We start from the raw sequence: 20,133 nt of genomic DNA on the forward strand, positions 1-20,133 counted from the left end.
AGCCTGTGACCCCTGGGCCCCGGCCTTCGCCGGGGAGGCAGATTTTCTCAAGCTCCAGTAAATCTCAACAGCCTAGCGAAGCGCAATCCGCAGGCTTACCGGGGGTTCCGCGGATTACGCTTCGCTCATCTGTGCTACGGCTTGACCGGAAACCCCATCACGGTTATCCAAAACACGCTCTGGCGGAGCCGGCGGGTGCCTTGCACCCCGTAAACTAAGTGCCCCGGATCGGGTCGGGAACCCGTCATGGGAGCACTGAATTGATCGACCGCAGCCGCCAGATTGCCTTGTTCGACCGCTATGACCAGCCCGCCGTGAATATCGCGGCGGTGGCCGACTGCCCGGATTTTGTAACGCCGGCCAAGCAGGCGGGCGTCCCGCCCTTTGCCCGCGTGCTGCACGCCATCGGGCGGGCCAGCATGGATATCCCGCATATGCGCCTGCGCCTGCTGGAAAAGCGGGTCAGTGAGGTGAAGAACCTGACCATGTCCTATACGGTGATCGGGCGGGATCAGAACCTGAACTTCTCCACCATTCCGTATACGCCGGACTTTCAGGCGTTCCTGACGGCCTATCTGGCCGACCGGGAGATTGCCCGCAATGCCGTGGAGTTGCGGCTGACGCCGCTGACCAGCCGGGATTACATCTTCACCACCTGCCTGCCCTGGCTGCGCTTCACGTCGATCCAGCATCCGATGGCCCGGTTTGGCGATTGCTCCATCCCCAATATCGCCATCGGCAAGTTCGGCCACAGCCATGGCCGCGTGGATTTTCCCGTCGCGGTGCAGGCCCATCACGGCCTGATCGACGGGTTGCATATCGCCCAGTTCATCGCCCGGCTGGAGGAAGTGCTGGCCGAGGCCGTCAACGACCCGACCCGATAAACACGAGGTTGGGCGCTTACAATAGAGGATGTTCAGCATGAAGGACCGCCCCAACCGCCAGGGATTCGCGACCCGCGCCATCCATGCCGGCCAGCAGCCCGACCCCACGACCGGCGCCATCATGGTGCCGATCTATGCCACCAGCACGTTTGTGCAGGAAAGCCCCGGCGTTCATAAGGGCTATGAATATGCCCGCAGCCAGAACCCGACGCGCATGGCGTACGAGGCCTGCATCGCCGATCTGGAATCAGGATATCGCGGCTACGCCTTTGCCTCCGGTCTGGCGGCGGAAGCCACCATCCTGGAACTGTTGGATGCCGGCGCGCATGTCATCGCGTCGGATGATCTTTATGGCGGCACCTATCGCCTGCTGCACCGTGTGCGGTCGCGTACCGCCAACCTGTCGGTGACCACGGTCGACCTGTCCGACCTGGACGCGGTGAAGGCCGCCATCCGCCCGGAAACCCGTATGATCTGGGTGGAGACGCCGACCAACCCGCTGCTGAAGCTGGCGGATCTGGAGGCGCTGGCGCAACTGGCCAAGACGCATAACCTGATTTCCGTGGCCGACAATACCTTTGCCAGCCCGTGGATACAGCGACCGCTGGAGCAGGGTTTCGACATTGTCGTCCACTCGGCCACCAAGTACCTGAACGGCCATTCCGACATGGTGGGCGGCGTGGCCGTGGTGCGCGAAGCCGGTGAGATCGCCGACCGCATGGCCTTCCTGCACAATGCCGTGGGCGCCATCCAGGGGCCGTTCGACAGTTTCCTGGTGATGCGCAGCCTGAAGACCCTGGCGCTGCGCATGGAGCGCCATTGCCAGAATGCCGGCATTATCGCCGAATGGCTGGAAAAGCATCCGTCGGTGGCCAAGGTGCGCTACCCGTTCCTGCCCAGCCATGCCCAGCATGATCTGGCCCGGCGGCAGATGCGGGCCGGCGGCGGCATGGTGACCATCCACCTGAAAGGTGGGCTGGAACCCGCGCGCCGCATGCTGGAGCGGACGGAGCTGTTCAGCTTGGCCGAAAGCCTGGGCGGGGTGGAAAGCCTGATCGAACATCCGGCCATCATGACCCATGCCAGCATCCCAGCCGAACAGCGCGCCGCCATTGGCATTGATGACGGTCTGGTCCGCCTGTCGGTGGGGGTGGAGGATGTGAACGACCTGCTGGCCGATCTGGAACAGGCGTTGCGGTAAACGGGGATAAAGGCGGGGCGGGCGGATTTCCGCTTGCCCCGCCGCCGGTGATTGCCCAAATCTGGGATGTCGCCAGGGAGGGTGTCATGAGCCTCTATGAGAAGGATTTCTACGCCTGGGCCAACCAGCAGGCAGCCTTGCTGAAGAAAAATCGGTGGCTTGAGGCAGATGTTAACAATATTGTCGAATAGCTTGAAACTCTGGCGCGAGGCGAAAAGCGGCTGCTGACTGAGTTGTTGAAGCCTCTGGTGGCTTCTTTATTAGAATGGCAGCACCTGCCGGAAAATCGGGGGCATTCTAAGGCGCTTGAAATCACTCTTCTCCGTCTGAAATTCAGGAATTTTCTGGACGAAAGCCCGTCTCTGACCGCTGTCATGTCCGATATAATTGATCATGCTTATGAGATCGCAACGCTTTGGGTCGAGCGTGATGTCGGCCTGCCCGAATCCATTTTTCCCGCCACTTGCCCCTTCACCTATGACCAGATGGTCGATGACGGGTTCTGGCCGGAGTGATACTCACCCGATCAGGGTGGCCAAACGCGCCAGCACCTCATCCATCACCTCCGGTGGCACGCTTTCCAGCTTTTTCCCATGTCTGGCACCGATATCCAGGGCGCGCGGTTGATCACAGCGGATAATGCCCGTGGTCCGCGTTCCGGCACCGGCCAGCGATACGGCGAACCCCGCGATGCGGGTGAAGTTTCCGCCATTGGTGATGGGCAGGACAATCGGCGTTCGGGTCAGACGGTTGAAGGCGCCAGGGGAGATGATCAGGACCGGTCGCGTCCCCTGTTGTTCATGCCCGGCGGTTGGGTCCAGTGAAACCAGGAAGATATCGCCCCGTTCCATCAGGGCAGTTCTTCCCCGACAGGTGCGGCATCCAGCCATTCCCGCTCGCCCGTGTCGGCGGCAGCACCCTCGTCACATTGCGCCAGCAGTTCATCCAGGGTGTAACGTGGACGGGTCTGTGGTTCGACCACCAGCCGGCCATTATCCACAGCCAGTCCGACCCGTGCCCCCGCCGACAAATGCAGCATATCCAGCAGGGCCGGCGGCACCGCCAGCATCACGGACCCCCCCACCTTGCGCAGGCTTGTTGAATGCATCACGTCGCTCCAGCAGGTTATATTTTAGTATAACTGGAAGCGCTGGGGGTCGGCAAGCGAACCCACACGGCCATGTGCAAGGCCGGGGTGGAGCAGAACAAAAAAATGGCGCCCGGATTGGGGCCGGGCGCCAGTTGTTCAGCAATCCATACACATACCGCCTACATGGCGACTCACCATACCGGGTTCAGGGTCGGACTTCCCAAGCGAACTCGACATGGCAAGGGGTGTTCGGCATGGCGGCGATAGGGTTCATCTGCAGCCACGTCCAGAATTCCTTGAACGCCAGCTGGGGCCGGGCCTGTGCGTATGCACCCAGACGATCAGCGACCCGTTCGCTTAGCGTGCGCGTTACTTCCTCATAGGCGACTTCGGGTAGGCCGTGTGCAACCTGAATGTCGCCCGTGCGAGGGTCGGCAGCCCGGAAAGAGTGGGCGCCATCGCGAAACGCATATGCAACTCGGATCGGTTCGTCTTGATACATCCTGTCCGTCCTCCAGCGGAGTACGAAGTTTATGTACCAAATGCCGGCCTGGACGGAAAGGAAAAATCCATTGCACGATACGCAGTGCAGCAATCCGTCTTTTTGCGGGCTGTCCGCGCAACTGAATTTCCACGAACGTTCGTTTTAGTGATTGCGCGCGTTGCGGTCGACCACGGCGAAGAAGCCGGCGCTGCTCCAGGCGTTCATTGAGGGGCGCCACCCGCTTTTGGGTTGATAATGACCGCTTTCGAAATCCAGAACGACCGTGGTGCCGCTGCGCAACTGACCTTCACCGGCGCCATGGACATTCACGCCGCGGGCAAGAAGGGCGTGCACCAGACCGCCGGCCATGTTGCCGACCACGAGACGACCGTCAATGGTCGCCACCCAGATGAAGCGGTTGCCTGATTTGACCCGCCGGGTGAACAACTGCGGATCATCCTGATAGCAGATAATCGGATCTTCGCCCGCGTCCGCCCTCAAAACGTCCCAATTGCGCAGTTCCTGTGCGTACCGGGGCGCTCCATGGTTATGATAATCGCCTTCCCGGCTGTAGAGATACTCGTCCAGAGATTCGGCCCCTTCCGCCATACCTTCAGCCGCCGCCCGACCGAGATCGCCGAACATGTAGTCGCCGATACGGTTCCCCACCCAGCCGAGGCCCGCGCTGACACCGTTGTAAACGCCCCGAAGCAGGCCCATTCGCTGAATGGTTTGTCCGGGGGCAGGCGGGAAGTGGGGGGCGGAAGGCGGCGGGGCTGCCCTGTTCAGGCCAGCAGCGGCGCCTGCCGATTTGGCCTGACCGACCCGGACGGGCGCAACGGCGGCGCCAAACCGGGTGGGCGGGGGTGGGGGTGTGGCCTGCTTAGCGCGTGGCTGCACCGTGGGCGCGACCGGCAAGGTGCCGGGTATCTGGCCATTTCGCGTTAGGGGCGGGGCAAAACGCTTGGGCGGGTTGGCCATGGTTGCGTCACCGCAGTGGGGTTGCCGGCTTGGCAACCCCAGAAGCATATCCCTGATTTCAGTCTCAATCTATGACGATACGGGGTGCGGCCCGCCCGCTGCCGATGCTGATCTTGTCCCAGACACGGGCAGCGATGGAACGGTAGACCTTGGCATGCTCGCTGTCGGGCTGGGAGACAACGATGGGGTCGCCGCCGTCGCTGGTTTCGCGGATGGCGATATCCAGCGGCACCTCGCCCAGGAAATCGATCCCCAGCTTGTCGGCTTCCGCCCTGGCACCGCCATGGCTGAAAATATCGCTGCGGTGGCCGCAATTGGGACAGCAGAAATAGGACATGTTCTCCACGATGCCCAGGACGGGCACATCGACGCGGCGGAACATGTTCAGCCCCTTGCGCGCATCCAGCAGGGCAATGTCCTGGGGTGTGGAGACGATGACGGCGCCGGCCAGCGGCACATTCTGCGACAAGGACAGCTGCGCGTCGCCCGTACCTGGCGGCATGTCCACTACTAGGACGTCCAGTTCGCCCCAGGCGACATCGCGCAGCATCTGCTGAATGGCGCCCATCACCATGGGGCCGCGCCAGATCATCGGGGTTTCTTCGGCCACCAGGAAGCCCATGGACATGACCTTCACCCCATGGCGGACCAGGGGGCGCAGCACCTTGCCATCCACTGTTTCCGGCTTGCCCGACAGGCCCATCATGCGGGGCAGGGACGGGCCATAGATATCGGCATCCAGCAGCCCGACGCGCAACCCATTGGCCGCCATGCCCAGCGCCAGATTGACCGAGGTCGTGGATTTGCCGACCCCGCCCTTGCCCGACGCCACCGCGATGATGGCGCGCACGCCAGGCACGCCGATCTTGGCGGGCTTGGGCGGTGGGGCGGCAGCGGGGGCGGGGCCATGGCTGTGGCCTTTGTGATCATGACCCTTATGGTCATGGCCTTTATGATCGTGGCCGCCCCCCAGCTTGGGCGGGGCGCGATGGGCCGTCAGCATGGCGGTGACGGAGGTAACGCCGGGCAGGGCGTCCACGGCCTTTTCCGCCGCCTGACGCAAGGGTTCCAATGCCGCCCCGCGGCTTGGGTCCACCTCCAGCGCGAAGGCAACATTGCCGCCCTTCACCGTCAGGCCGGAAATCATGCCCAGTGACACGATGTCCGCACCCCGGTCGGGGTCCTTCACGGTGCCGAGTGCCTTCAGAACCTGTTCCTCGCTGACCACGGCCATGGTTGAAAACCCCGTTCTTTTCCCAATATCTGCGGTGACCGATGGCCCAAGGGCCTTGTCTCCGGTGCGCCGCGATATATAGGGTGGCGTATCACAGAGAGAAAGCGTCCTGTCCCTGGGGGCAGGCCTGTCGGTTTGGCAGTTACGTGGGTCCAATCACCAAAGGGTCGGCAATATGCCCTGGAACAATCAAGGTGGCGGCAATGGCGGTGGCCCCTGGGGTTCTCCCCCGGGTGGTGGCGGCAATGGCGGCGGTAACAATCCGTGGGGCCGTCCGCCCGGCGGTGGCGGCGGCGGGCAACCGCCCGGCGGCCCCGACCTGGAGGAACTGCTGCGCAAGGGGCAGGAGCGGTTCAAGAACCTGACGCCCGGCGGCCTGGGCGGCGGCAAGGGCATCGCGCTCGGGCTGGTCGCGCTGGGTTTACTGTGGGGCCTGTCGGGCATCTACCGCGTGCAGCCGGACGAGCAGGGCGTGGTTCGCCGATTCGGTGAATATGTCCGCACCGAACAGCCGGGCCTGCGTTATCACCTGCCGTCCCCCATCGAGATGGTGGACACGCCGAAGGTGACGCTGGTCAACCGGCTGGAGGTTGGCTACCGCTCCGGCACCGACAGCCGGCGTCCCGGCGGCGGCGACATTCTTGACGAAAGCCTGATGCTGACGGGCGACGAAAATATCATCGACATCGACTTCACGGTCCTGTGGGTGATCAAGGATGCCGGCAATTACCTGTTCAAGATCCGCGACCCGGCCAACACCGTTAAGATGGCCGCCGAAAGCGCCATGCGCGAGGTGATCGGCCGCACCGATATCCAGCCCGCCCTGACCGAGGCTCGCCAGGATATCGAACAGCAGACCAAGGCCCTGTTGCAGACCATGCTGGATGAATATCAGTCCGGTATCGAGATCACGCAGGTGCAGTTGCAGAAGGTGGACCCACCGGCCCCCGTGGTCGATGCCTTCAACGATGTGCAGCGCGCCCGCCAGGACCGCGAGCGTCTGCGCAACGAGGCTGAGGCTTACCGTAACGACATCATCCCCCGCGCCCGTGGTGAGGCCGAACAGCTGATCCAGCAGGCGTCTGCCTATCGTGAACAGGTGGTCAGCCTGGCGCAGGGTGATGCGCAGCGGTTTGCGCAGGTTCTGTCCGCCTATACCCAGGCGCCGGAAATCACGGCGCGGCGCATGTATCTGGAAACGATGCAGGAGGTGCTGAGCGGCACCAACAAGATCATCATCGATCAGGGCAAGGGCAGTGGTGTCGTGCCGTTCCTGCCGCTGAACGAGTTGACGAACCAGATCCGCCAACAGACGCCGGCCGCATCGGCCGCACCGCGCCAGTAAGGGGGACGGACCATGAGCACCAAACTTGTCGCTCTCGGCATTGTCGCCGCCGCATCGGCCATCCTGGCCTCGGCCTCCCTGTTCACCGTGAACCAGACGCAGCAGGCCCTGGTTCTGCAATTGGGTGAATGGAAGCGCACCATTCAGGAGCCGGGCCTGCATGCCAAGATACCGTTCGTGCAGAATGTGGTTCTGATCGATTCCCGCGTTATGGATGTCGATCCGCCCGTCGAACAGGTGATTCTGGCCGACCAGAAGCGCCTGCAAGTGGACGCGTTCGCCCGCTACCGCATTACCGAGCCGCTGAAGTTCTATACCTCGGTCGGCAATGAGAATGTGGCGGAGCAGCGTCTGGCCGCCACCGTCAATTCCGCCCTGCGCCGCGTGCTGGGTAATTCCACCCTGCTGGCCGTTCTGTCCAAGGAACGCGCCAAGGTGATGACGGACATCAAGGCACAGGTGAACCAGGAAGCCGCCCAGTTCGGTGTGGAGATCGTGGATGTCCGCATCCGCCGCGCCGACCTGCCGGAAGCTACCTCGCAGGCCGTGTATGAGCGTATGCGGTCGGAACGTGAGCGTGAAGCCCGCGAGGCCCGCGCCCAGGGTAACGAACAGGCCCAGCAGATCCGCAGCCGGGCCGAACGCGAACGCACCGTCATCCTGGCCGAAGCCCAGCGCGACAGCCAGGTCCTGCGCGGTGAGGGCGACAACCAGGCCATCCGCATCCTGGCCGAATCCGCGAACAAGAACCCGGATTTCTATTCCTTCTACCGTTCGCTGGACGCCTATAAGGCTTCCATGAAGGGCGATAACACGCAGATGGTCCTGTCACCGGACAGCGAGTTCTTCCGCTACTTCAACAGCACGGGCGGCGTGACCAGGCGGTGATGTGATCTGGTGAGGGCGTGAGGCAACGACTTCACGCCTTTTCAGCTTGTTGGAAAGAGGTTGCGCGCCTATATTCACCATTAGCTGGGAAGCGCTGACCAATATGCGGCGCGTTGGAGTCTATCCATCCTGGCTACCTTATTGAATTAGGCCGCCTTTGGGCGGCCTAATTTTTTCCAAGGGCCACACCGGATGCATTTATTGTATGTCGATGAGTCTGGTTCTGTCACTGATGCGCAGCAAACACATTTCGTCCTTACGGGTGTCGCTGTATTTGAGCGGAAAACCCATTGGGTTGAGCAGAAGCTGAACGAAGTGGCATCCAGATTCTCTACTGAGAATCCTTATGACATTGAGTTACATGGCTCGCCAATGCGATCAGGGCGTGAGGGCTGGAAGGCCTTCCGACTTGAGGATCGGCTCAATGCGATCCGTGATGCACTCAAGCTGGGTGTGGTCGATCACCATCCTGGTGGCGTCCGTCTGTTCGCTGCGGTGGTCCGTAAGCAGGCCTTGAGCGGTGAAGATCCTGTTGAACATGCGTTTGAGCAACTTGCCAGCAGGTTCGACCTATTTCTGATGCGCCGTCACAACAAGCACAATGATACGCAACGCGGTATCATGTTGTTTGACAAGTCCTCTACGGAACGACGAATTCAGACCCTAGCAAGAGAATTTAAGTATGGTGGTCATAAATGGGGGGCTACCCGAAACTATGCGGAAGTCCCGGTGTTTCTTGATTCCAAAGCATCACGTTTAGTGCAGCTGGCTGATTTGGTCGCCTATGCTATTTTCAGATATCATGAATATGGCGATTCCACATTCTACGATGTCATCAAGGACTGCTTCGATTCAGAGGGCGGTGTCCAACATGGACTTTATGTCATGGAATAGTCTTCTGCCTGAATTGAGGGTACAGTCTTGACCGATTTTCTGACCGCACTGGCCCTGGTCTTTGTGATCGAGGGGCTGCTCTATGCCGTTGCGCCCAATTCCATGCGGGACATGGCCCAGCGCATTACCGGCATGGAACCCGTCCTGCTGCGCCGGATCGGCCTGGGTGCCGCCATCCTGGGTGTCGTGGCCTTGGCAGCGATCCGGGGATAATTAAGGCCAAGCGGTTGGGTTTGTGCCCGTAGGTCAGGTCGAGGCTGAAGCCTCGCCCTGACAGCGAAGGATCGAAGGCCTGTTCTGTCAGGGCTCGCGCATCGCGCTCGACCTGACCTACGGCATTCTGCGGCACAAACCCGTTCCAAGGCCCCTTGGTGCCGCTTTTCGCACCCCCTACCATCCGCCTGTTACGAAGGAATGCTTCGCAAGGCGGTCTTTCACGCTATATTCGTTGGCTGTCGGTGCGCCCCTTTCGGGCCGGCGTGCCGATGCGTGCCCCGGGGTGTGGGCGCGGATGACCGGCCCCTGGAGATTGACGTGATCGACGCCTTCCGTTCCCGTTCCGCCCGCGCCACTGCCGGGGCCGCCGTCCGGGAAGGCCGCGTGGCCGGCCTCTTGTCGTTGCTGGCGGTGACCGCCGCCCTGATCTTCACCCCGCCGGCCCTGGCCCAGCGCGGCGCGCCCGACAGTTTCGCGCCGCTGGCCGAAAAGACACTGCCGTCGGTGGTCAATATCTCGACCAGCCAGACGATCCAGAACAAGCAGGGTGGCCGCGGTGCGGTGCCCCTGCCCGACTTTCCCCCCGGCTCGCCCATGGAAGAATTCTTCCGCGACTTCCTGGAACGCCAGCAGCAGGGCCAGCAAGGGGCACCGCGCAAGGCACAGTCGCTGGGGTCGGGCTTCATCATCGACGCCTCGGGTTACATCGTCACCAACAACCACGTGATTGAGGGTGCCGACGAGATCACCGTCATCTTCCAGGATGCCGACCAGACTGAACTGAAGGCCAAGCTGATCGGCACCGACAAGGAGACCGATCTGGCCCTGCTGAAGGTTGAGACCAAGCAGAAGCTGACGGCCCTGAAATGGGGCGACAGCGATGTGCTGAAGGTTGGTGACTGGGTGGTGGCCATCGGCAATCCGTTCGGCCTGGGTGGTACCGTCACCGCCGGCATCGTGTCGGCCCGCGCCCGCGATATCGGCGCCGGTCGCTTTGACGATTTCATCCAGACCGACGCCGCCATCAACCAGGGCAATTCCGGCGGTCCGCTGGTCAATCTGGCCGGCGACGTGGTCGGCATCAATTCGGCCATCTACAGCCGCACGGGCGGGTCGGTCGGTATCGGCTTTGCCATCCCGTCCAGCATGGCCCGGACCGTGATTGAGGAAATCCGCAAGGCCGGCAAGGTGCGCCGTGGCTGGCTGGGTGTGCAGATCCAGTCGGTGACCCCGGAAATCGCCGAAAGCATGGGTCTGGCCCATCACAAGGGCGCCCTGGTCGGCACCGTGACGGAGGGCAGCCCCGCCGCCGCCGCCGGGTTGAAGCCGGGCGACGTCATCCTGACCTTTGACGGCAAGGAAGTGGCCAATAACCGCACCCTGCCGCGCATGGTGGCCGGCACGCCGGTGGGCACCAAGGTCAATGTCGGCATTTCCCGCAAGGGCACGCCGGTGAATGTGACCGTTGCCCTGGCCGAGTTCCCCGAGGAACCCACCGCCGCCGAGGAAGAAGGTGCGGCGGAGGAACAGCCCCCCGGCAATGGTGCCGTTCAGCAGCAGGTGGATGCGCTGGGCCTCACCGTCTCCTCCATCACGCCGGAACTGCGCAAGCAGTTTGAGTTGGCCGAGGGGACCAAGGGCGTGGTCATCACCAAGGTGAACCCCAACGCCCCGCCGCAGTCGCGCCAGCTGCGCCCCGGCGACGTGGTGCTGGAAGTTAGCCAGCAGCCGGTAACCACCCCCGCCGAGGTGCAGGACCGCGTGGCCAAGGCCAAGACCGCTGGCCAGAAGGCCGTGCTGCTGCTGGTCGAACGCCGCGGCGAACAGACCTTCCTGGCCCTGTCGCTGGAAGGCGGGCAGTAGGTCAGGTCGGGGCGTAAGCCCCGCCCTGACAGATAAGGATTGAAAGCTTTTGCTGTCAGGGCGCGCCTGCGGCTTGACCTGACCTACGGCGTCTTAGCGTGTGGGTGTTTCATCGGTTCCGCTGATGGAACACCCGCCCTTGACACCCAACCCCATCATCCCGCACCTTCCCTCCCGTCCAAGGGGAACCCCGGCAAGGGGCTGAGACACCGCATGGACCGCCAGGATGGCGGCACCGGCGCGGGAACCCTTCGAACCTGATCCGGGTCGTACCGGCGTAGGGATGGAAGCATAGGGGCCCCGTTTGCCCCAACCGTGCCGCCGCACCCCGTGCGCAAACCCGGATCTCCACGAACAGGGAGGTCCAGATGCCAGATACCAACATTACCGATCCCGAATTCCGCGTGACCACCGGCCCGCTGCCGGCCAGTCGCAAGGTGCATGTCGCGGGGGAGCGTTTTCCCGACATTCGCGTGGCCATGCGCGAGATCGACCTGTCGCCCAGTGCCAATGAGCCGCCGGTGCGGGTCTATGATCCGTCCGGTCCCTATACCGACCCCGCCATTCGCACCGATATCCGTTTGGGCCTGCCCGAACTGCGCCGCACCTGGGTGACCGCGCGCGGTGATGTGGAGGCCTATGCGGGCCGCGACGTGAAGCCGGAAGATAATGGTCTGCGCGAGGGGCAGGAAAGCCCCGTGCCGCTGTTTGACCGGGCATCCCGCACGCCGTTGCGCGCCAAGGCCGGTGCCAATGTCAGCCAGCTTCACTATGCCCGCAAAGGCATCATCACGCCGGAAATGGAATATGTCGCCATCCGCGAGAATCTGGGCCGGGCGAAGCTGGCCGAACGGGCCGCGCGCGATGGCGAGGATTTCGGGGCGTCGATCCCCGATCATGTGACGCCGGAATTTGTGCGGGATGAGATTGCGCGGGGACGGGCCATCATCCCCAACAATATCAACCACCCGGAGACGGAGCCGATGATCATCGGCCGGAACTTCCTGGTGAAGATCAACGCCAATATCGGCAATTCGGCGGTGACCTCGTCCGTCGCGGATGAGGTGGATAAGCTGGTCTGGGCCATCCGCTGGGGTGCCGATACGGTGATGGACCTGTCCACGGGCCGCAATATCCACACGATCCGCGAATGGATCATCCGCAATTCGCCGGTCCCCATCGGCACCGTGCCCATCTATCAGGCGCTGGAAAAGGTGGGGGGCAAGGCGGAGGACCTGACCTGGGAACTGTTCCGGGACACGCTGATCGAACAGGCCGAACAGGGGGTGGATTATTTCACCATCCATGCGGGCGTGCGGCTGGCCCATATCCCGCTGACGGCCAAACGGGTGACGGGGATCGTCAGCCGCGGCGGCTCCATCATGGCGAAATGGTGCCTGGCCCATCACAAGGAAAACTTCCTCTACACGCATTTCAATGAGATCTGCGAGATCATGAAGGCATACGATATCGCCTTCTCCCTGGGCGACGGTCTGCGCCCCGGCAGCATTGCCGATGCCAATGACGCGGCGCAGTTCGCGGAGATGGACACGCTGGGCGAGCTAACCCAGATCGCCTGGAAACATGATGTGCAGGTGATGATCGAGGGGCCGGGCCATGTGCCCATGCACAAGATCAAGGCCAATATGGACAAGCAGCTGAAGGTCTGTGGCGAGGCGCCATTCTACACGCTGGGGCCGCTGACCACCGATATCGCACCGGGATACGACCACATCACCAGCGGCATTGGTGCGGCCATGATCGGCTGGTTCGGCACCTCCATGCTCTGCTACGTCACGCCCAAGGAACATCTGGGTCTGCCTGACCGCGACGATGTGAAGGTGGGCGTGATCACCTACAAGCTGGCCGCCCACGCCGCCGATCTGGCCAAGGGCCATCCAGGCGCACAGGAACGCGATGACGCGTTAAGCCGGGCGCGGTTCGAGTTCCGCTGGCGCGACCAGTTTAACCTGTCGCTGGACCCGGAGACGGCGGAGAAATATCACGACCAGACCCTGCCCGCCGAAGGGGCCAAGCTGGCGCATTTCTGCTCCATGTGCGGGCCGAAATTCTGCTCCATGAAGATCACGCAGGAAGTACGCGATTACGCGGCGGCGCAGGAGGGGATGGCGGCCATGTCGGCAACCTTCAAGGAGAAGGGCGGGCAGGTGTACCTGTCAGACAGGCCGGTGCCGGAGGATCATCACTGAGGACGTGTTGCCCTCACCCTCCCGTCGGCTGACGCCGCCGGGCCCCTCCCTCTCCCACCTTCGTGGGCGAGGGGCGGAACCTATTTCAGCCCCTCGCCCGCTTGCGGGAGAGGGAGGGGCCCAAGCCTGTTAGGGCTTGGGAGGGTGAGGGTGTAACGCCCGTCATGCAAAAAGCCCCCGTCCGCATCGCGAACGGGGGCCTTTCCTCTGGCCGTTCGGGGCCGGAAATGCCGTCAGGCGCGGGCCAGGCGGTCCATTTCCTCCTTCACGCGCAATTTCTCCATTTTCAGGCGGGTCAGGGTCGTTGTGTCGGGCATGGGACGGCGCGCTTCCATGCGCACCTCCCGATCCAGGTTCTCGTGCTTCGTACGCAGCGATTCAACACGCTCGGGGAACAACATACGGCCTCTCCTTCTTGAACGATGGAACAACGGACCTGTCTGGTTGTTGGGACCTGAAACGCGGCTTGACCTTTCCTGAGGGACAAAACATGGGTCACGATCCTGACATGGAATCGTAACCTGCGGCTCTATGCATATGGATAGGGTGTCGGGGTTTTTCGAGGGGCGGATTAGCCACCCTGGACGAAAACCATCGGGGGCGCTACATCACCTCCATGGCAGATATCCTCCCACAGCCGGCCGGTTCTTCCGGTCCTGACCAGTACCCGGCATCCACGCCGCCCCGACGCATGATTGTCGGGATCAGCGGGGCGTCGGGCATTGTTTACGGCATACGCCTGCTTGAAACGTTACGCCGGGTGGGCATCGAATCCCACCTCGTAATGAGCAGGTCTGCCGAGGTGACCTCTGCACACGAGTCGGGGCTGAAAGTTGCCGACATTCGCGCGCTGGCCGATGTCAGCTATTCCATCACCGATATCGGGGCCGCCATATCGTCGGGCAGCTTCCGCACCATGGGTATGATCGTGGCACCTTGTTCGGTGCGGTCCCTGTCGGAGATTGCGTCGGGGGTCACCAGTTCGCTGCTGACGCGTGCCGCCGATGTCGTGCTGAAGGAGCGCCGGCGGCTGGTGCTGATGCTGCGCGAGACGCCGCTGCATCTGGGCCATATCCGCTCCATGGCGGCGGTGACGGAGATGGGGGCCATCGTCTATCCGCCCGTCCCCGCCTTCTATGCCAATCCGCAAAGCCTGGATGACATGGTCGACCATACCATCGGGCGCGTGCTCGACCTGTTCGATATCGACACGGGCCGGGTGCGGCGCTGGGGGGAGGGGGGCTGACCACCCACCCTTCACTTCCGCTGTCCTCCTGCCTACATTGGCATTGTCCTCCGTGAAGGCCTTTCCATGTCCAGCCACGCCCATCACCATCATGACCATGCCGTCCGCCATGACCACGGCTCGTGCGTCAAGGATGCGCTGGCGCGGGCCGATGCGCTCTGTACCGAACGCGGCGTGCGCCTGACGGCGCAGCGGGCGCGGGTTCTGGAACTGGTCTGGTCCAGCCACAAGCCGCGCGGCGCCTATGCCATCCTGGAAGACCTGTCGGCGGACGGAAAGCGGGTGGCGCCGCTGACCGTCTATCGCGCCCTGGATTTCCTGCTGGAACAGGGGCTGATCCACCGTATCGAAAGCCAGAATGCCTTTGTCGGCTGTCCCGATCCGGGCACGGCGCATACGGGGCAGTTCCTGGTCTGCTCCTGCTGCGGCAATGCCACCGAACTGACCGACCGCGGCATCGCGGCTGCCATCGCCGACAGTGCGGCGGCACAGGGTTTCACGGTACAGCGGCAGACCGTTGAAGTAACGGGCATCTGCCCCGACTGCCGCGACCATTGACGATTGGGGTGTTGGTCCCCCACATGTCCGTTTAAGTAACCGACCTTTCTCTGCCCGAGGAATCCTCCCTTGTCCACGCAACAGACCCCGCCCAGCCCGCCGCCCCGCCTGCCCATTTCCGTCCTGACCGGGTTTTTGGGCAGCGGCAAGACCACGCTGCTGTCGCGCCTGATCCGCGACCCGGCCATGGTGCGCACCGCCGTCGTCATCAATGAATTTGGTGAGGTCGGGCTGGACCATCTGCTGGTGGAACAGTCGGACGAGAATATGGTGCTGATGGATAGCGGCTGCCTGTGCTGCACCATCCGTTCCGATCTGGCCGAGACCCTGCGCGACCTCTATATGAAGCGCATGCGCGGCGAGATTCCGGAATTCGACCGCGTGGTGATCGAGACGACGGGGCTGGCCGATCCCGCCCCCATCCTGCACACGCTGATGACCGATCCGCTGATCGCGTCCCGCTTCCGTCTGGACGGGGTGGTCACCACCATCGACAGCGTCCATGGCATGGGCCAGTTGGACGAGCATGAGGAAAGCCTGAAGCAGGCGGCTGTGGCCGACCGTGTGGTCCTGACCAAGACCGATCTGGCCGAGCCGGCCACGGTGGAGGCCCTGCGCCGCCGCCTGCATGACCTGAACCCCGGCGCGGTGCATGTCGACGCGCAGAAGGATCAGGGCTTGCCGGTCCTGCTGTTCGATGCGGGCCTGTACAATCCCAACACCAAGTCGCTGGATGTGCAGCGCTGGCTGAAGGCGGAGGCGTATGAGGGCGGTCATGATGATCACCATGATCATGACCACGGCCATTGCGACCACGACCATGGCCATTGCACCCATGATCATCATGATCACGGGCACGGCCATGAGCATCACGCCCATGACCATGGGCACGACCATCATGATCATGACCATAGCCATTGCGACCATGATCACGGCCATTGCGATCACGACCATGGGCATGGCCACGACCATCACCACCATGACGTCAACCGTCACAATGACAAGATCTCGTCCTTCGTGATCCGGTCGGAAAAGCCGCTGCCCTGGGACGGTCTGGTGACCTTCTTCGAGACGGTGGCCAAGGCGCAGGGCGACAATATCCTGCGCGTGAAGGGCCTGCTGAATGTCGAGGAGGCGGAGCGCCCCATCGTCATCCATGGTGTGCAGCACCTGTTCCACCCGCCGGTCCAGCTTGACGCCTGGCCGACCGCCGACCAGAGCACCCGCATCGTCTTCATCGTCAAGGATTTGAAGCGCGAGACGGTGCAGGAACTGTTCGACAGTGTGGTGAACGCCAAGGCGGCGTGAGTGTAGGTTTTCGTTAAAGCGTGGTACCCCTCACCCTCCCATTGGCTGGCGCCAATGGGCCCCTCCCTCTCCCACGTTCGTGGGCGAGGGGCGGGACTTTGGCGTTGAGCAAAACTTCGCCCCTCGCCCGCTTGCGGGAGAGGGAGGGGTCCAAGCCTGTCAGGGCTTGGGAGGGTGAGGGTACGCCGTCACCATCCCACATACCCCATCGCCCAGAGCCACCCGACGGCCAGCAGCAGCGACACCAGCGTCATCGGCACCCCACACCGTGCGTGTTCCCAGAAGCCCAGGGTCACGCCGCTGGCCGCCGCGCGTTCCACCACGATCAGGTTGGCGAGGCTGCCCAGCAGCAGCAGGTTGCCCGACAGGGTGGATAGGACGGCGAGCGCGTACAGCGCGCCTTCCGGCGGGCTGGGCCAGACCTGCATCAGCAGCAGCACCGCCGGCACATTGCCGATGGTATTGCTGGCCGCCAGCGACAGGGGTGCCAGCACCGACAGCCGGTCGATGGGCCAGCCGCTGTTGGCCAGCGCCGCCACCATCTCCCCCGGCAGGCCGGTGCGGGCCAGGGCCGCCGTGACCACGAACAGGGCCGCGAACAGCACCAGCAGGTGCCAGTCGACCAGCCCCAGCATGCGCCGGCTGGCGAACCGGCGGCTGATCAGCATGGCGGCGGCCACGGCCAGAACCCCTTCTTCCTGTGGTAGTGGAGTCGCGAAGAAGATCAGCAGCGCCAGGGTGGCCAGCAGCGCCTTCTTCAGATGCCACAGGTCCAGGTCGGGCGGGGCCAGCGGCAGGGGGCTGGCATCGGGCATTTCCAGCCGCCCGCGCCAGACAAGGGCGACGGTGGCGAAGACGCAGCCCATGCCCAGCAGGGCCGGCACGAAGCAGGCCGCCAGGAAGGGCCAGAAATCCAGATGGCCCAGCTGTCCGATCAGGATGTTCTGCGGATTGCCGATGATGGTGGCCGCCGATCCGGCATTGGCGGCGCCGGCCAGCGCGATCAGGTAGGGCCGCGCATCCAGCCCCCGCGCCAGCAGCCCCGCGCAGAGCAGCGGCGTCATGGCAAAGACCACCACATCATTGGCCAGCACCGCCGACAAGCCGCCACCAACCGTCACCACCAGGGCCAGCAGCGCCACGGGGCTGTACGCCGCCTGCGCCAGCCGGACGGCGCACCAGCCATAGAAACCCGCCAGTTCGAACTGTGCCGACAGGATCATCAGGCCCAGCAGAATGAACAGGGTCGGGTAATCGATGGCGGCACCCAGCGCATCCCCCGGCATGGCACCGGCCAGCGCCAGAATGACGGCGCCCAGCAGGGCGATGCCGGTCCGGTCGATCTGCAATCCGGGGAACCGGCCCACGGCCATGCCCAGATAGACCAGCACGAAGATGGTGAGGATCAGGATGGTCATGGGCGCCGGTGGGGATGGGGGGACGGTCCCCTTGGCGTACAACGCCGGGACCGGCGGGGCCATGGGAATTTCGGTTGGGAAAATAGTTAGGTACTTTCCAAACTATTCCCTTGTGGTCATGTCTGCGCCCTGATAGTTAGGTTCATGCCTAACATTCAAACCGACCCGATACAGCTTGACCGGATGTTCCACGCCCTGGCTGATCCGTCGCGCCGCGCGGTGCTGGAACGGCTGGCCGAGGGGCCGGCCAGTGTGGGGGAGTTGGCAAAGCCGCTGCCCATGGCCCTGCCCAGCCTGATGCAGCATCTGCGGCTGCTGGAGGATTGCGGCCTGATCCAGACGGAAAAGGTGGGGCGTGTACGCACCTGCCGGCTGCAACCCCACGCGATGGACGCAGCAGGCGAATGGATCGCGCGGCAGCGGGCCGTCTGGGAGGCCCGGTTCGACCGGCTGGACGCCTATCTGCAGATATTGAAACAACAGGAGGAAGCAACCCATGACGACCCCACCGCCCGTTGACCGCAGCATGGTGATCACCCGCACGCTGAACGCACCGCGCCCGATGGTGTGGAAGGTGCTGACCGACCCGAAGCATATCCCCCTGTTTTGGGGCCCCAACGGCTTTTCCACCACGGTGCACGAGATGGATGTGCGGCCGGGCGGTACCTGGCGCTACACGATGCATGGATGGGGTCAGGATTTCGAGAACTGGATTCGCTATCGCAAGGTCGAGGCGCCGGCCCTGCTGGAGTACGAGCATGGCGGCGACGATCCCGACCATTGCCTGTTCGATGCCTCCATCCGGCTGGAGGAGGTGGGGGCGGACAAGACCAGAGTGACCCTGACCATGGTCTGCCCCACCGTGGAGTCGCTGGAGGAAAAGCGCAAGTTCGGGGCGGAGGCCGGCGGCCATCAGACGCTGGAACGTCTGGAACGCCAGGTGCTGGTCGCCGACCGCGATCTGGGCATCACGCGCATCCTGGACGTGCCGCGCGATCTGGTCTGGAAGGCCTGGACCAGCCCGGAACATCTGAAGCAATGGTGGTGCCCGCGCCCCTGGCAGACGGTGGAGGTTCGCATGGACCTACGGCCCGGCGGGGAATTCTATACCCGCATGGAGGGGCCGGATGGCGGCGTGTCGGACAATCCCGGCATCTTCCTGCTGATCGAAGAGGGCAAGCGTCTGGTCTTCACCAACATGATGGCGCCGGAATTCCGGCCCGTGACGCCGGGCTTCGTCGCCTTCACCGCCGATATCCGTTTTGAGGATCATCTCGGTGGCACACGCTACACCGCGCGCGCCATGCACCAGACGCCCGAAGGTGCGGCCAGCCACGCCGAGATGGGCTTCTATGATGGCTGGTCGACCGTGGTGGATCAGCTTGTGGAGGCGGCGAAGGGCTGGAAGGCGTAAGGCGGAGGTTAAGCCGCCACCACGATCCCATCGACCGCCGGCAGGTTCAGCATGTCCAGCGTCACTCCCTCGCGCGCGGCAAAGGCGCCGGGGAAACGCTGGGCGGCCTCCCGCTCGATAGCGGCCATGGCGGCGTCATCATGGTCGGGGTCGTGGTGGAACAGGCACAGGCGCTTGGCACCCGCCGCCTCCATCAGCTTCACGCCCTCATTCCAGGTCGAATGGCCCCAGCCGACACGGGTGGCGTATTCCGCCTCCGTGTAGGTCGTGTCATAGACGACGACGTCCGCACCCTCGATCAGGCGCAGGATATTCTGGTCCAGTTGCCCCGGCACATGTTCGGTGTCGGTGACATAGCAGAAGGACTTGCCCGCATATTCGATACGGTAGCCGACGGCCCCGCCGGGATGGTTCAGCTCACCTGTCTTCACCACCAGACCGGGGGCGAGGTCCAGCTGGTCACCGGCATGCAGGTTCTGAAAGCCGATCTTGGCGCGCATGGTGGTCAGCGGCACCGGGAACAGCGGCTTTTCCATGCAGGTGGTCAGCACCTCCCCGATGCAGGAACAGCCCGACAGGTCGCGGGCAAAGATATCCAGGCTGAAATCCGGGCAATATCCCGGTTCGAAGAAGGGGAAGCCGTTGATATGGTCCCAATGGGCGTGGCTGAGCAGCAGGGTGGCGTTGCGGATATTGTCGCGCAGGAAATGCTTGCCCATCGGGCGCAGGCCCGTACCGGCATCCAGCACCAGCGTGCGGCCACCCACGGTGACCTCGATGCAGCTGGTATTGCCGCCATAGGTCAGATGCGAGGCGAAGGCACAGGGAAAGGTCCCGCGCACGCCCCAGAACTTAACCTTGAACTCCATGACACGCCCCTGGGGCCGGGCGATGCCCGG

20 protein-coding genes, 1 pseudogene and 1 riboswitch are annotated in these 20,133 nt (G+C 63.4%); of the genes and pseudogenes, 14 read left to right on the plus strand and 7 right to left on the minus strand.

Going from position 1 to position 20,133, the window contains the following annotated elements:
• Positions 1-260 precede the first annotated feature (260 nt).
• The 3 genes and pseudogenes from ACODSP_RS18730 (at position 261) to ACODSP_RS18740 (ending at position 2,600) form a co-directional block, all read left to right on the plus strand.
• Positions 261-884, plus strand: a complete 624-nt coding sequence (locus ACODSP_RS18730; RefSeq protein WP_488967072.1) for a CatA-like O-acetyltransferase — start codon at positions 261-263, stop codon at positions 882-884.
• Positions 885-921: 37 nt separating this feature from the next.
• On the plus strand, positions 922-2,085 hold the full coding sequence (locus ACODSP_RS18735) for a cystathionine gamma-synthase (RefSeq protein ID WP_488967073.1): 1,164 nt from the start codon (positions 922-924) through the stop codon (positions 2,083-2,085).
• A gap of 86 nt (positions 2,086-2,171) precedes the next feature.
• Positions 2,172-2,600, plus strand: a pseudogene (locus ACODSP_RS18740) (DUF29 domain-containing protein).
• A gap of 3 nt (positions 2,601-2,603) precedes the next feature.
• Here ACODSP_RS18740 and ACODSP_RS18745 read toward each other — a convergent pair.
• The 4 genes from ACODSP_RS18745 to apbC form a co-directional block, all read right to left on the minus strand.
• Positions 2,604-2,936 (minus strand): type II toxin-antitoxin system PemK/MazF family toxin, encoded by a 333-nt coding sequence (locus ACODSP_RS18745; protein WP_488967074.1) that lies wholly within the window; start codon positions 2,934-2,936, stop codon positions 2,604-2,606.
• Complete coding sequence (locus ACODSP_RS18750) at positions 2,936-3,193, minus strand: AbrB/MazE/SpoVT family DNA-binding domain-containing protein (RefSeq protein WP_488967075.1); 258 nt, start codon at positions 3,191-3,193, stop codon at positions 2,936-2,938. Before ACODSP_RS18750 ends, ACODSP_RS18745 begins: the two co-directional genes overlap by 1 nt.
• A 628-nt stretch (positions 3,194-3,821) precedes the next feature.
• Complete coding sequence (locus tag ACODSP_RS18755) at positions 3,822-4,379, minus strand: hypothetical protein (protein WP_488967076.1); 558 nt, start codon at positions 4,377-4,379, stop codon at positions 3,822-3,824.
• A gap of 325 nt (positions 4,380-4,704) precedes the next feature.
• Positions 4,705-5,874 carry an iron-sulfur cluster carrier protein ApbC gene (gene apbC / locus ACODSP_RS18760; protein WP_488967077.1) on the minus strand — a complete coding sequence of 390 codons (1,170 nt, stop codon included), beginning with the start codon at positions 5,872-5,874 and terminating at the stop codon, positions 4,705-4,707.
• A 175-nt stretch (positions 5,875-6,049) separates the two neighbouring features.
• Between apbC and hflK the strand changes: the two genes are divergently transcribed.
• The 6 genes from hflK (at position 6,050) to thiC (ending at position 13,290) form a co-directional block, all read left to right on the plus strand.
• Positions 6,050-7,219: an FtsH protease activity modulator HflK gene (gene hflK / locus ACODSP_RS18765; protein WP_488967078.1), complete on the plus strand. Its 1,170-nt coding sequence runs from the start codon at positions 6,050-6,052 to the stop codon at positions 7,217-7,219.
• 12 nt (positions 7,220-7,231) lie between these two features.
• Positions 7,232-8,107, plus strand: a complete 876-nt coding sequence (hflC, locus tag ACODSP_RS18770; protein WP_488967079.1) for a protease modulator HflC — start codon at positions 7,232-7,234, stop codon at positions 8,105-8,107.
• Positions 8,108-8,308: 201 nt separating this feature from the next.
• Positions 8,309-9,001 carry a DUF3800 domain-containing protein gene (locus tag ACODSP_RS18775; RefSeq protein ID WP_488967080.1) on the plus strand — a complete coding sequence of 231 codons (693 nt, stop codon included), beginning with the start codon at positions 8,309-8,311 and terminating at the stop codon, positions 8,999-9,001.
• A gap of 27 nt (positions 9,002-9,028) precedes the next feature.
• A complete protein-coding gene (locus ACODSP_RS18780; protein WP_488967081.1) occupies positions 9,029-9,214 on the plus strand; it encodes a DUF2065 domain-containing protein in 186 nt (61 codons plus the stop codon).
• 321 nt (positions 9,215-9,535) lie between these two features.
• Positions 9,536-11,080: a DegQ family serine endoprotease gene (locus ACODSP_RS18785; RefSeq protein ID WP_488967082.1), complete on the plus strand. Its 1,545-nt coding sequence runs from the start codon at positions 9,536-9,538 to the stop codon at positions 11,078-11,080.
• A gap of 171 nt (positions 11,081-11,251) precedes the next feature.
• A riboswitch (TPP riboswitch) is annotated at positions 11,252-11,381 on the plus strand.
• 67 nt (positions 11,382-11,448) lie between these two features.
• The gene (gene thiC, locus ACODSP_RS18790) at positions 11,449-13,290 is read left to right on the plus strand and encodes a phosphomethylpyrimidine synthase ThiC (RefSeq protein ID WP_488967083.1); all 1,842 of its coding nucleotides are present in this window, start codon (positions 11,449-11,451) and stop codon (positions 13,288-13,290) included.
• 233 nt (positions 13,291-13,523) lie between these two features.
• Here the strand turns inward: thiC and ACODSP_RS18795 are convergent, their stop codons facing one another.
• Positions 13,524-13,691 (minus strand): YdcH family protein, encoded by a 168-nt coding sequence (locus tag ACODSP_RS18795; RefSeq protein ID WP_082371911.1) that lies wholly within the window; start codon positions 13,689-13,691, stop codon positions 13,524-13,526.
• A 215-nt stretch (positions 13,692-13,906) separates the two neighbouring features.
• Here ACODSP_RS18795 and ACODSP_RS18800 point away from each other — a divergent pair, with 215 nt between their 5' ends.
• The 3 genes from ACODSP_RS18800 (at position 13,907) to ACODSP_RS18810 (ending at position 16,402) form a co-directional block, all read left to right on the plus strand.
• Positions 13,907-14,536, plus strand: coding sequence for a UbiX family flavin prenyltransferase (locus ACODSP_RS18800; protein ID WP_488967084.1), 630 nt, complete (start codon positions 13,907-13,909; stop codon positions 14,534-14,536).
• Between the two features lie 66 nt (positions 14,537-14,602).
• Entirely contained in the window at positions 14,603-15,094 is a 492-nt protein-coding gene (locus tag ACODSP_RS18805) for a Fur family transcriptional regulator (protein WP_488967085.1), read from the plus strand.
• A gap of 69 nt (positions 15,095-15,163) precedes the next feature.
• Positions 15,164-16,402, plus strand: coding sequence for a CobW family GTP-binding protein (locus ACODSP_RS18810; protein WP_488967086.1), 1,239 nt, complete (start codon positions 15,164-15,166; stop codon positions 16,400-16,402).
• Positions 16,403-16,590: 188 nt separating this feature from the next.
• Here ACODSP_RS18810 and ACODSP_RS18815 read toward each other — a convergent pair whose 3' ends face one another.
• Positions 16,591-17,820, minus strand: coding sequence for an SLC13 family permease (locus ACODSP_RS18815; protein WP_488967087.1), 1,230 nt, complete (start codon positions 17,818-17,820; stop codon positions 16,591-16,593).
• Between the two features lie 144 nt (positions 17,821-17,964).
• On the opposite strand from ACODSP_RS18815, the gene ACODSP_RS18820 reads away from it, so the two are divergent.
• Together ACODSP_RS18820 and ACODSP_RS18825 are read left to right on the plus strand one after the other, a co-directional pair.
• Positions 17,965-18,339, plus strand: coding sequence for an ArsR/SmtB family transcription factor (locus ACODSP_RS18820; RefSeq protein WP_488967088.1), 375 nt, complete (start codon positions 17,965-17,967; stop codon positions 18,337-18,339).
• Positions 18,317-19,234 carry an SRPBCC domain-containing protein gene (locus ACODSP_RS18825; protein ID WP_488967089.1) on the plus strand — a complete coding sequence of 306 codons (918 nt, stop codon included), beginning with the start codon at positions 18,317-18,319 and terminating at the stop codon, positions 19,232-19,234. Before ACODSP_RS18820 ends, ACODSP_RS18825 begins: the two co-directional genes overlap by 23 nt.
• Positions 19,235-19,242: 8 nt before the next feature.
• Here the strand turns inward: ACODSP_RS18825 and ACODSP_RS18830 are convergent, their stop codons facing one another.
• A complete protein-coding gene (locus ACODSP_RS18830; RefSeq protein ID WP_488967090.1) occupies positions 19,243-20,103 on the minus strand; it encodes an MBL fold metallo-hydrolase in 861 nt (286 codons plus the stop codon).
• Positions 20,104-20,133 lie beyond the last annotated feature (30 nt).

This window comes from Niveispirillum sp. FG156 (assembly GCF_057809555.1).